General features: G+C 60.2%; 10 protein-coding genes. 6 read left to right on the top strand and 4 right to left on the bottom strand.

The window, feature by feature from the left end; translation table 11 throughout:
• Positions 1 to 168: 168 nt before the first annotated feature.
• From BZL43_RS21365 to BZL43_RS21350, 4 genes are all read left to right on the top strand, one after another.
• Complete coding sequence (locus BZL43_RS21365; protein WP_095634140.1) at positions 169 to 1,527, top strand: 8-oxoguanine deaminase; 1,359 nt, start codon at positions 169 to 171, stop codon at positions 1,525 to 1,527.
• A 340-nt stretch (positions 1,528 to 1,867) separates the two neighbouring features.
• Positions 1,868 to 2,950: a BMP family ABC transporter substrate-binding protein gene (locus tag BZL43_RS21360; protein ID WP_095634139.1), complete on the top strand. Its 1,083-nt coding sequence runs from the start codon at positions 1,868 to 1,870 to the stop codon at positions 2,948 to 2,950.
• Positions 2,951 to 3,105: 155 nt separating this feature from the next.
• Positions 3,106 to 4,071 carry a 2-oxoglutarate and iron-dependent oxygenase domain-containing protein gene (locus tag BZL43_RS21355; protein WP_095634138.1) on the top strand — a complete coding sequence of 322 codons (966 nt, stop codon included), beginning with the start codon at positions 3,106 to 3,108 and terminating at the stop codon, positions 4,069 to 4,071.
• Positions 4,072 to 4,153: 82 nt separating this feature from the next.
• Positions 4,154 to 5,107, top strand: coding sequence for an adenosine deaminase (locus BZL43_RS21350; protein ID WP_095634137.1), 954 nt, complete (start codon positions 4,154 to 4,156; stop codon positions 5,105 to 5,107).
• A gap of 121 nt (positions 5,108 to 5,228) precedes the next feature.
• On the opposite strand, the gene BZL43_RS21345 is transcribed toward BZL43_RS21350, so the two are convergent.
• The 3 genes from BZL43_RS21345 to BZL43_RS21335 form a co-directional block, all read right to left on the bottom strand.
• Positions 5,229 to 6,611: an MFS transporter gene (locus BZL43_RS21345; protein WP_095634136.1), complete on the bottom strand. Its 1,383-nt coding sequence runs from the start codon at positions 6,609 to 6,611 to the stop codon at positions 5,229 to 5,231.
• A gap of 132 nt (positions 6,612 to 6,743) precedes the next feature.
• Positions 6,744 to 7,478 (bottom strand): helix-turn-helix transcriptional regulator, encoded by a 735-nt coding sequence (locus tag BZL43_RS21340; RefSeq protein WP_095634135.1) that lies wholly within the window; start codon positions 7,476 to 7,478, stop codon positions 6,744 to 6,746.
• Positions 7,479 to 7,794: 316 nt separating this feature from the next.
• Positions 7,795 to 8,724: a LysR family transcriptional regulator gene (locus BZL43_RS21335; protein WP_095634134.1), complete on the bottom strand. Its 930-nt coding sequence runs from the start codon at positions 8,722 to 8,724 to the stop codon at positions 7,795 to 7,797.
• A 117-nt stretch (positions 8,725 to 8,841) separates the two neighbouring features.
• On the opposite strand from BZL43_RS21335, the gene BZL43_RS21330 reads away from it, so the two are divergent.
• Both BZL43_RS21330 and BZL43_RS28330 read left to right on the top strand, forming a co-directional pair.
• Positions 8,842 to 9,855 carry a zinc-binding alcohol dehydrogenase family protein gene (locus tag BZL43_RS21330; protein ID WP_095634133.1) on the top strand — a complete coding sequence of 338 codons (1,014 nt, stop codon included), beginning with the start codon at positions 8,842 to 8,844 and terminating at the stop codon, positions 9,853 to 9,855.
• Between the two features lie 168 nt (positions 9,856 to 10,023).
• Entirely contained in the window at positions 10,024 to 10,194 is a 171-nt protein-coding gene (locus tag BZL43_RS28330; protein WP_168185126.1) for a hypothetical protein, read from the top strand.
• 8 nt (positions 10,195 to 10,202) lie between these two features.
• Here the strand turns inward: BZL43_RS28330 and BZL43_RS21325 are convergent, their stop codons facing one another.
• A complete protein-coding gene (locus tag BZL43_RS21325; RefSeq protein WP_095634132.1) occupies positions 10,203 to 11,399 on the bottom strand; it encodes a multidrug effflux MFS transporter in 1,197 nt (398 codons plus the stop codon).
• Positions 11,400 to 11,495: the final 96 nt, after the last annotated feature.

Below are 11,495 nucleotides of genomic sequence, written 5' to 3'. Positions count from 1 at the left end.
CCACAGCCCGCTCCCACAGGGGGTTTACGTTGTTCTGTCGGGCATGGCTTGCCCGCAAAGCTTTTTTGTTCGAAACTCCGCACCTCGCCCCCGCGGCGACCCTGGATCAGCAGACAGGGCAACACTGAGCTGGCAACCCTGAACCCAACTTTCAGAGGAGCCGGCCCCATGCCTGCGACCCGTACCTGGTTAAAAAATCCCCTCGCCATTTTCACGGCCAACGCGCTCGATGCCCGTGGCGGTCTGGTTGTGCAAGACGGTTTGATCATCGAAGTGCTCAGCGCCGGCCAGCAACCGTCCGCGCCCTGTGACCACGTTTTCGACGCCCGCGAACACGTGATCCTGCCGGGGCTGATCAACACCCATCACCACTTCTATCAAACCCTGACCCGTGCCTGGGCGCCGGTGGTCAATCAACCGTTGTTCCCGTGGTTGAAAACCCTCTATCCGGTCTGGGCTCGTCTGACCCCTGAAAAACTTGCCCTCGCCACCAAAGTCGCGTTGGCCGAATTGGCGCTGTCCGGTTGCACCACCGCGGCTGATCACCATTACCTGTTTCCTGACGGCCTGGAATACGCGATCGATGTACAGGTCGAGAGTGTTCGCGAACTGGGCATGCGCGCCATGCTCACTCGCGGTTCCATGAGCCTTGGCGAAAAAGACGGCGGCCTGCCACCGCAGCAGACCGTCCAGGAAGGTGAAGTGATCCTCGCCGACAGCCAGCGCTTGATTGCCGCCTACCACGAACGCGGCGATGGGGCACAGATTCAAATCGCATTGGCCCCCTGCTCACCGTTTTCCGTAACCCCGCACATCATGTCCGCCAGCGCTGAACTGGCGACCAAACTCGACGTGCGCCTGCACACGCACCTGGCAGAAACCCTCGATGAAGAAGACTTCTGCCTGCAACGCTTTGGCCTGCGCACTGTGGATTACCTGGACAGCGTCGGCTGGCTCGGCCCACGCACCTGGCTGGCTCACGGCATTCATTTCAACCCCGACGAAATCGCCCGTCTTGGCGCGGCCGGCACGGGCATTTGCCATTGCCCGAGTTCGAACATGCGCCTGGCTTCCGGCATTTGCCCGACGCTGGACCTGACCGCTGCGGGTGCGCTGCTGGGTCTGGGCGTGGACGGTTCGGCGTCCAACGATGCGTCGAACATGATCCTCGAAACCCGTCAGGCGTTGTACCTCCAGCGGCTGCGTTATGGCGCGGAAAAGATTACGCCGGAGTTGGTTCTGGGCTGGGCGACCAAGGGCTCGGCGAATTTGCTCGGGCGCACCGATATCGGTGAACTGGCGGTGGGCAAGCAAGCGGATCTGGCGCTGTTCAAACTGGATGAACTGCGCTTCTCCGGCAGCCATGATCCAGTGTCCGCGCTGCTGCTGTGCGGCGCCGATCGGGCGGACCGGGTGATGGTCGGCGGGAAGTGGCGGGTAATCGACGGGCAGGTTGAGGGGCTGGACCTCAAAGGATTGATTGCCGATCACAGCCAGGCGGCTCGGCAGTTGATCGCCGGTACCTGACACAACACTAAACAACTGTAGGAGCGAGCCTGCTCGCGATGAGGCCATGTCATTCAATATTGAGGTTGAATGTTAGTCCGCTATCGCGAGCTGGCTCACTTGTATGTTTAGTGCGCGCCCGCACCAGTGGATGGCGTGTATTCGAGACGGTGCACCGGGATGGTTCTGTGGGGGGCGTCAGGGACTCTTCGCGGGCAAGCCTCGCTCCTACGGGATATGCGCAGGTCATGTGCGGGCTTGCCCGCGATGGCCGTTACGCGATTCCGATCCATTTGTTGTCCTGTTGGTCAGCAATTTGCATTGCCCTGACCTACCTCACAACAAAATGGAGTTCCCGTTCATGCATAAACGTCCGTTGAAGCAGCTGATCTGCGCTGTCGCCGCAGCCATCGGCCTGAGCGCCAGCCTGAGCGCCAGTGCCGCCGATCCGCTGAAAGTCGGCTTCGTCTATATCGGCCCGATCGGTGACCACGGCTGGACGTATCAGCATGAACAGGGACGCAAGCTGCTGGCAGAAAAATTCGGCGAGCAGATCACCACCCACTACGTGGAAAACGTCGCCGAGGGCGCCGATGCCGAGCGGGTGATCCGCAACATGGCCAAGGACAAGTACGACCTGATTTTCACCACATCCTTTGGCTACATGAACCCGACCCTGAAAGTCGCCAAACAATTTCCCAAGGTGACCTTCGAACACGCCACCGGCTACAAGCAGGACAAGAACCTCGGCACCTACCTCGCTCGCACTTATGAAGGCCGCTACGTCGGCGGTTTCCTCGCGGCGAAGATGACCAAGACCAAAAAAGTCGGCTACGTCGCCTCGTTCCCGATTCCGGAAGTGATCCGCGACATCAATGCCATTCAACTGGCCCTGAACAAGTACAACCCGGGCACCGAGATCAAAGTGGTGTGGGTCAATTCCTGGTTCGATCCGGGCAAGGAAGCCGACGCTGCCAATGCGCTGATCGATCAGGGCGTGGACGTGGTGTTCCAGCACACCGACAGCCCGGCACCGATCCAGGCGGCCGAACGGCGTGGTGTCTATGCCGTCGGTTATGCATCGGACATGGCGCACTTCGGGCCGAAAGCGGTGTTGACGTCTATCGTCAACGACTGGGGGCCGCACTACATTCAGGCGACTCAGAGCGTGCTCGGCCACACGTGGAAATCCCAGGATTACTGGGGCGGTCTGAAGGAAGGCACGGTTGAGCTGCCGATCAGCGACCTGGTGCCGGCCGCAGTGAAAACCGAAGCCGAGCAGATCATTGCCGACATCAAGAGCGGGACCTTGCAGCCGTTTACCGGGCCAATCAAGGACCAGGCTGGCGTGGAGAAGATCCCGGCGGGCGCGACGGCCACCAATGCGCAGCTGGCGTCGATGAACTACTACGTGGAAGGCATGAAGGCCGAGATGCCGAAGTAATTCCTTTAAGCCAAAACACAGTACCTGTGGGAGCGGGCTTGCCCGCGATAGCGGACTTTCAGTCAACAGAGATGCTGGAGACGTCATCGCGGGCAAGCCCGCTCCCACAGGGTTTTCGAGTGTTTTCCGGTCTGCGCACTCTTCAGGACAGCCGCATGAACAGCCTTCCCATCATCGACATCAACCCGCTCTACAGCGATGAAACCCAAGCATGGCAATCGGTCGCCACACAAATCGACCATGCCTGCCGCGAATGGGGCTTTTTCTATATCAAGGGCCACCCGATCGCCCCGTCGCGTATCGCCGCCGTGCTCGACCACGCCCAACGTTTCTTCGCCCTGCCCACCGCCGAAAAACTCAAGATCGACATCACCCAGACCCACCATCATCGCGGCTATGGCGCCATCGCCACCGAACAACTCGACCCGAGCAAACCCAGCGATCTGAAAGAAACTTTCGACATGGGCCTGCACCTGCCGGCGGATCATCCCGAGGTGATTGCAGAAAAACCTTTGCGTGGGCCCAATCGTCATCCGTCGTTGCCCGGTTGGGAATCGCTGATGGAGCAACACTACGTCGACATGCAGGCGCTCGCTCAAACCTTGCTGCGGGCCATGACGCTGGCGCTGGGCATCGAGCGCGATTTCTTCGACAGGCGTTTCAAAGAACCGGTCAGCGTGCTGCGGATGATCCATTACCCGCCGCGCCATACCGCCAGCACCTTCGATCAGCAAGGTGCCGGCGCTCACACCGATTACGGCTGCATCACCCTGCTTTATCAGGATGCCGCTGGCGGACTGCAAGTGCGCAATGTGCGGGGCGAATGGATCGATGCGCCGCCGATCGAAGGCATGTTCGTGGTCAACCTCGGCGACATGATGGCGCGCTGGAGCAACGACCGTTACTTGTCGACGCCGCACCGGGTGATCAGCCCGTCGGGAGTGGATCGTTACTCGATGCCGTTCTTTGCCGAACCGCACCCCGACACCGCCATTGAATGCCTTCCCGGCTGTCAGGACGAAGGGCGTCCGGCGAAATATCCGGCCACCACCTGCGCCGAATTCCTGCTGTCGCGCTTCGCCGAGACCTATGCTTATCGACGGCAACAGCCAGCCGTGTAATGAACCGGCTGGTCAGGTTTTGCTCATTGTTTCTGCGGGCATCTGTAGAATGCCCCCCATTGCACCTGATGAGATTTCAAACATGTACGACTGGCTGAACGCTCTGCCCAAGGCAGAATTGCACTTGCACCTGGAAGGTTCGCTGGAGCCTGAGCTGCTGTTCGCCCTGGCCGAACGCAACAAGATCACCCTGCCGTGGAGCGACGTTGAAACGCTGCGCAAGGCTTACGCCTTCAATAACCTGCAAGAGTTTCTCGACCTGTATTACCAGGGCGCCGACGTGTTGCGCACCTCTCAGGATTTCTACGACCTGACCTGGGCCTACCTGTTGCGCTGCAAGGCGCAGAACGTGATTCACACCGAGCCGTTCTTTGACCCGCAAACCCACACCGACCGTGGCATCCCGTTCGAAGTCGTGCTCAACGGTATCGCCGCCGCACTAAAGGATGGCGAGCAGCAACTGGGCATCACCAGCGGGTTGATCCTCAGTTTCCTGCGCCACCTGAGCGAAGACGAAGCACAGAAAACCCTCGACCAGGCGCTGCCGTTCCGCGATGCGTTTGTCGCCGTGGGCCTAGACAGTTCGGAGATGGGCCACCCGCCGAGCAAGTTCCAGCGGGTGTTCGATCGTGCCCGCAGCGAAGGCTTCCTGACCGTGGCCCACGCCGGTGAAGAAGGCCCGCCCGAGTACATCTGGGAAGCCCTTGACCTGCTGAAAATCCAGCGCATCGATCATGGTGTGCGCGCCATCGAAGACGAGCGCTTGATGCAGCGGATCATCGACGAGCAGATCCCGCTGACCGTGTGCCCGTTGTCGAACACCAAACTCTGCGTGTTCGATCACATGTCCCAGCACAACATTCTCGAGATGCTCGAGCGCGGTGTGAAGGTGACGGTGAACTCCGATGACCCGGCGTATTTCGGCGGGTATGTCACCGAGAACTTCCACGCGCTGTACACCGATCTGGGCATGACCCAGGATCAGGCCAAGCGCCTGGCGCAGAACAGCCTGGATGCGCGGTTGGTGAAACCGTAAGGTTCACCGCAAAACCCAATGTGGGAGCGGGCTTGCTCGCGAAGGCGGTATGCCAGTCGACATCCTCGTTGACTGACACGCCGCCTTCGCGAGTAAGCCCGCTCCCACATTCGTTCGGTGTTTACTTGACGATCACCGGCTCACTCAACTCTTCCAACGTCTTGCCCCGGGTCTCCATCCCGAACATCCACACCACCCCCGCCGCAATCGCAAAGCACATCGCCCCCAGCGCAAACACCCCGCCCTGCCCGGTCATCGGGAACACCAGCCCGGTCACCAACGGCCCGAGCAACGACCCTACGCGGCCGATGGCTGACGCGAACCCCGAGCCCGTGGCCCGTGCCGACGTCGGGTACAACTCAGGGGTGTAGGTGTAGAGCACCGCCCACATGCCGAACAGGAAGAACTGCATCAGCAGCCCCGAGGTAATCAACAGACTGACGTTGCCGCCGAACACCGCACTCTGGCCATAAAGAAACGCCATGACGCCGCCGCCGAGCAATGTCACGACGCACACCGGTTTACGCCCCCAACGCTCCACCAGCCAGGCAGCCATAAGGAAACCGGGAATTCCGCCGAGGGAAATCAGCACCGTGTAATACACCGATTGAGTCACGGCGAAGCCCGACTGTTGCAACAACGCACTGAGCCAGGACGTCAGGCCATAGAAACCCAGCAAGGCGAAGAACCACACGCTCCAGATCATCATCGTGCGCTGGCGATACTGCGGCGACCAGATCTCCCCTAGCGCAGAGAAGAACGTGCCCGGTTGACTCGCCAATCGGGGCAGACGAATCGGTTCAGGCAAATCCGCACGGCCCAATGAAGCCCGGACCCGATCTTCGATGCCGAGCAAGACCTTATCCGCCGCGTCATGATGTCCGGCCTGCTCCAGCCAGCGCGGTGACTCGGGAATGAAAAAACGAATCGCCAGGACGAACACCGCCGGCACCGCCAACACCAGAAAGATGTCGCGCCAGCCAATCACCGGCAACAGGAAGTACGACAGCACCCCGGCTGCCACGAAGCCGAGCGGCCAAAAACCATCCATCAACGCAATGTAACGTCCACGTCGCTTTGCCGGAATCAGCTCCGACAGCATCGACTGAGCAATCGGAAACTCCATGCCCATGCCGATCCCCAGCAGGATTCGGAACAGCGTCAGCGTTTCAACGTTTTGCGCCGTCGAACACAGGTAACTGGCGATGCCCCACAACACAATGCTCCACTGGAACACCGGTTTGCGCCCGAAGCGGTCGGCCAGCATACCGGACAGCGATGCGCCCAGAACCATGCCGAAGAAACTCGAACTGGCCAGCAACCCGGCCTGCGCCGTGCTCAGGCCAAACTCGGTTTTGATCGAGCCGAGCAGAAAGGTCATCATCGCCAGGTCCATGGAGTCGAAGAAAAACGCCAGGGCAATGATGATGAAAATGATGCGGTGATAACCGCTGATGGGCAGCCGTTCCAATCGTTCTGCCGCGCTGAAGCTTCGTGTGTCCATGCCACATTCCCCCAATCCTGAAATCCCGGATCGAGTGTGCGCGATAGCGGCTGGGGATTATTGCTGGATGCGACCTGTCCACAGCTATGAACGACGTCTGAAACAAATCCCGGACGTCGCACCTCAACGGCTCTAAAGCGCCATTTCCAGTTCGGTTTCCTTGGCGAAGCGATGGATTTCCCGTTGCCCCGTCGCGGTGATCTGCAACGCTCGCGAATCGTTGGGCAGGCTCAACCAGCCCGATTGCATGAATAGCTGCAACAACGCCGCGCCCAATGAACCGCCCATGTGCGGGCGTCTTTCGCTCCAGTCCGGGCAAGCGCAGGCGACTCTGCTGTTGCGATGAGCCAACGCCTGGATGAACACGCCGCGTGTTGCCAATTGTGTAGCGCCCTTGTGAGTGATCATCACCCGCTGATCGAATTGCTCGATCCAGCCCGCATCCAGCAGGCGCTGGTACAGATCGGCGGCCAGGGTGCCGCCCAGATGATCGTCGCACAGCCTGGCCCGCAGCAGTGACGAAGGCGCCGCCTGAGGTTTGGCGATAGGGCTCGTGCGTTTGAAAACCTCCGGGATGTCCCGAGGCGTACTGGCCAGGGTGGCGCTGGCGAGGGCCTCTATTGCGGCGCCGACTTCGGGCGCGGCAAGCCGGAAAAACCGTTTGCGGCCACGGGTTTCGACTTTCAACAGACCTCCGGTGGACAAGCGCCCTAAATGCGCACTGGCCGAAGACGGCGACAGGCCGGCCAGCAATGCCAACTCTTCGGTTTGCCGCGCCGAGCCATCCATCAAGGCCCACATCATTGCGCTGCGCTTGGGATCAGCCAGCAATGTGGCGATCTGGCTGATGCAAGGTGCATGTTCCATGTATTCACTCCCTGTTGAATCGTTTCGTCTACTGCTCGGAGACATCTTGACCAGTAATGTGTCGTCGGCCAAGACGCGAAAACCGCCATGGACCGGGCAAAGCCACCCACTTACCCAAGCCATTGCTTCGTGGGTGCAACGAAGGTCTGGTGATGACCATCGGGTATGACCGAATCGAACCTGACCTCGCCATTGCGAGGTCGACGGTGCGTACATGAGGCGGGCGCTAGTATAAGCGGGTTAACCGCCGGTTCCTGCCCTTGGGAATCCATTGGTGGTGATAGTTCCTGACAGAAATTTCGCTATTTGCCTGCGACTAATGATCGACATCCGATTTCGTCGGAAATTGACTGCTTATGCGAGCGCATCGGCTGGCAAGCATTTCCCGCAAAAGGTTCACCGGCTTACTCAATTGTGCGCGATGGGCGCACAGCAAATTCAGCGGAGCGCGCTCACAGAGCAGCTCCGGCATCAGCACTTTCAACCGACCGGCCAGCACATCGGCCGCGACATCGAGCCAGGATTTATACGCAATTCCCGCCCCCGCCAGGGCCCACAGACGCACAACATCGGCATCGTCACTGAAGCGATCACCACTGACCGTCAGGCTCACTTCGCGTTTGCCATCGTGGAAACTCCAGTGATCGTGAACCCGACCACCGAGCATGAATAACAGGCAGTTGTGCTGAGCCAATTGCTCCAGATACCGAGGTTCGCCATGCCGGGCCAGGTAACTCGGCGCCGCGCAGAGCACGCGACGGTTCTGCGGGGCGATGGGCAACGCCACCAGGCTCGAGTCTTCCGGCTCGCCATACCGCAGGGCAATGTCCACCGGTTGGCGAAACAGGTCGGCGATGCGGTCACCCAGCAGCAACCGTACCGTGAGTTTCGGATGCTCGCACTGAAACTCGTCGAGCCATGGCAACAGCAGGTTGCGACCGAAATCCGAAGGCGCCGACAGCTGCAAAATGCCGCTGACCTGATCCTGCCCGCTGGCCAGCAAGCGGCGACCTTCATCGAGATTGCTCAAGGCTGCCCGGGCGTATTCCAGAAAGCCCTCGCCTTCGGCGGTCAGGCGCAGGCTACGGGTAGAACGGGCGAGCAAGCGGGCGCCGAGTTGCCGTTCGATGCGCTTCAACGCTGCACTGGCCACCGCCGCCGACATATCCATCACCCGCGCCGCCGCCGACAGGCTGCCCAGGTCTGCAGCCCGAACGAACAACTGCAAGTCATCGAAACGCAGCATCGCCAGCCTCGATTATCAAAAAAACATTGAAAGAGACTGTTCTTTTAGCGGGTTTTATCTTGCCGGGAAATAACCAATCATCTGACCCATCGAAATTATTCCCTCTCAGGAACGCACATGAAAGCCATCGCCTACTACGACTCCCTGCCCATCAGCGACGAAAAATCCCTGCAAGACATCGAACTGCCAGAACCGGTCGCCGGCCCGCGTGACCTGTTGGTGGAGGTCAAAGCCATTTCGGTCAACCCGGTGGACACCAAGGTCCGCCAGAACGTCCAGCCGGAAGGTGGCGTGGCAAAGGTGCTGGGCTGGGACGTGGCCGGTGTGGTCAAGGCTGTCGGCAGCGAAGTGACCTTGTTCAAGGCCGGCGACAAGGTGTTCTACGCAGGCTCCATCGCCCGTGCCGGCGGCAATAGCGAGTTGCATGTGGTGGATGAGCGAATCGTCGGCCATATGCCGAAAACCCTCGGTTTCGCCGAAGCGGCCGCCCTGCCGCTGACCGCCATCACTGCATGGGAATTGCTGTTCGAGCGCCTGCAAGTGCGCGAAGGCAAAACCGATGAAGGCCAGAGCCTGCTGATCGTCGGTGCCGCTGGCGGTGTGGGTTCAATCCTCACGCAATTGGCCAGCCAGCTCACCGCGCTGAAGGTCATCGGCACCGCTTCCCGTGCACAGACCCAAAGCTGGGTGCGCAACCTGGGTGCCGATCAGGTGATCGACCATAGCCAGCCGCTGAGTGAAGAACTCAAACGTGCCGGGGTCGGGCAGGTGACCCATGTCGCCAGCCTGACCCAGACCGATCAACATCTGGATCAATTGGTGGAAGCGTTGGCGCCGCAAGGCAAACTGGCGCTGATCGATGATCCGAAGTCCCTGGACGTGACCAAGCTCAAGCGCAAGAGCCTGTCGCTGCACTGGGAGTTCATGTACACCCGTTCGCTGTTCGAAACCGCAGACATGATCGAGCAGCACAAACTGCTCAACCGCGTCGCCGGGCTGATCGATGCAGGCACCCTGAAAACCACGCTCGGCGAGCATTTCGGGACCATCAACGCGGCCAACCTGCGGCGTGCCCATGCTCTGCTGGAGAGCGGCAAATCCAAGGGCAAAATTGTGCTTGAAGGGTTCTGATCGCGCCTTTGTAGGAGCCGGTGATTTTTTGCCGTCAGTCAGAGAATTGACCGTTGTCACAATTGCGATCGTATTCGGGTCTACAATCGAATCCGCTGCGAATAATCGTTTATGTGATGTCATTTGAGACGTCTTTTACCAGACGTCTTTTACCAAAGGAGCTCAGCAATGAAGATCCTGATACAAGAAGTGGCAAAATCCCGCTGGCAGGTCCGTCTGGATCAACACGCTGTGACATTCCGCAGTGAAGCCGAAGCGCTGGCCTTCACTAAAACGCTTGAAGCGCGCTTGCACGCGCCCCATCAGATTCCCGACCGTCAGCATCGCGCTGCTGGCTGAGTCCGTCCTCAGGCCTGGGCTTGCATCAGCGCGCGGGCATTTTGCAAACGTCGGGTGAGCATCGCCGCGCTCACCACCAGAACCCCGCACAGGCTGATGACCATGGCCATCGGCATGGCGCTGCCATCATGTAAAACCCCCACCAATGCTGCGGCCCCGGCGGCAACGCTGAATTGCAGGCAACCGAGCATCGCCGAGGCACTGCCCGCGCGCGCACCCTGACCGTTCATGGCGCAGGCCGAGGCGTTGGGCACAATACAACCCAGGCTGGCAATGCAAAGGAAAAGCGGAATCAGCAACGGCCACAACTGCGCGGTGTGCAACGCGCTGACCGCCAACAGGGCCAGACCGCCCGCCAGATAAAGCCAGACGGTACGCGCCAGCAAAAAGGCCGGGCCGCGCTTGGCCAGCATTCGGGCGTTGACCTGGGCCACCAGAATGAAACCCGCCGCGTTAATGCCGAACAGCCAGCCGAAATGCTCGGCCGGCACGCCATAGAGTTTGATAAAGACGAACGGTGAACCGGCGATGTAGGCAAACATCCCGGCGATGGCGATGCCACCGGTCAGGGCATGGCCGAGGAAGATCGGGTCCGCCAGTAACCGACCGTACTGACGCAACGCGCCCGACAACGGTTGGCGCGGCACATGGGCCGGCAGACTTTCCGGCAGCCCCAAGGCCACTGCCAACCCTGCCAGCGCACTGAAACCGGTCAATACCAGAAAGATCGATTGCCAGCCCGTCGTGTTGACCAGCAACCCGCCCAGCATCGGCGCAAGAATCGGCGCCAGGCCCATCACCAGCATCAACTGTGAAAAGACCTTCGCCGACCCCACCGCATCGCATTTATCGCTGACCACCGCCCGCGAAATCACCATGCCCGCGCAACCGCCCAGCGCCTGGACGAAACGTGCGCCAATCAGCCATTCCAGCGTTGGCGCATAAGCACAGGCCAATGAAGCGGCGGTGAACAAGCCGATACCTGTCAGCAAGGGAATCCGTCGCCCGAAGCGATCGGCCACCGGACCGTACGCCAGTTGGCCGATGGACAGGCCGAAAAAATAGGCCGCCAGAGTCAGTTGAATGTGTTTTTCGTCGGTACCGAAAGCGAGCGCCATCGCCGGAAAGGCCGGCAGATAGAAATCGATCGCCAGCGGACCGAAAGCGCTCAAGGCGCCGAGAATCAGGATTGCGCGCAAGTTCATCAGGCGTCCAGGTTAGGCAGGCAGGTTGGCCATGGATCGGCAGGCCGACAGTCTAGCCGGGCGTGGACGCCTTGAACATTCCGTTAGGTCGCTAAC

The sequence above is a fragment of the Pseudomonas sp. PICF141 genome, from assembly GCF_002286815.1.
Lineage (GTDB): Bacteria > Pseudomonadota > Gammaproteobacteria > Pseudomonadales > Pseudomonadaceae > Aquipseudomonas.
Note: the sequence above shows the minus strand (reverse complement) of the source record. Positions and strands in the feature narration are given on the sequence as shown.

Excerpts from the sequence above, each read along its gene's own strand:
- BZL43_RS21365 (WP_095634140.1), top strand. The coding sequence starts at position 169 with ATGCCTGCGACCCGTACCTGGTTAAAAAATCCCCTCGCCATTTTCACG.
- BZL43_RS21360 (WP_095634139.1), top strand. The coding sequence starts at position 1,868 with ATGCATAAACGTCCGTTGAAGCAGCTGATCTGCGCTGTCGCCGCAGCC.
- BZL43_RS21355 (WP_095634138.1), top strand. The coding sequence starts at position 3,106 with ATGAACAGCCTTCCCATCATCGACATCAACCCGCTCTACAGCGATGAA.
- BZL43_RS21350 (WP_095634137.1), top strand. The coding sequence starts at position 4,154 with ATGTACGACTGGCTGAACGCTCTGCCCAAGGCAGAATTGCACTTGCAC.
- BZL43_RS21345 (WP_095634136.1), bottom strand. The coding sequence starts at position 6,611 with ATGGACACACGAAGCTTCAGCGCGGCAGAACGATTGGAACGGCTGCCC.
- BZL43_RS21340 (WP_095634135.1), bottom strand. The coding sequence starts at position 7,478 with ATGGAACATGCACCTTGCATCAGCCAGATCGCCACATTGCTGGCTGAT.
- BZL43_RS21335 (WP_095634134.1), bottom strand. The coding sequence starts at position 8,724 with ATGCTGCGTTTCGATGACTTGCAGTTGTTCGTTCGGGCTGCAGACCTG.
- BZL43_RS21330 (WP_095634133.1), top strand. The coding sequence starts at position 8,842 with ATGAAAGCCATCGCCTACTACGACTCCCTGCCCATCAGCGACGAAAAA.
- BZL43_RS28330 (WP_168185126.1), top strand. The coding sequence starts at position 10,024 with ATGAAGATCCTGATACAAGAAGTGGCAAAATCCCGCTGGCAGGTCCGT.
- BZL43_RS21325 (WP_095634132.1), bottom strand. The coding sequence starts at position 11,399 with ATGAACTTGCGCGCAATCCTGATTCTCGGCGCCTTGAGCGCTTTCGGT.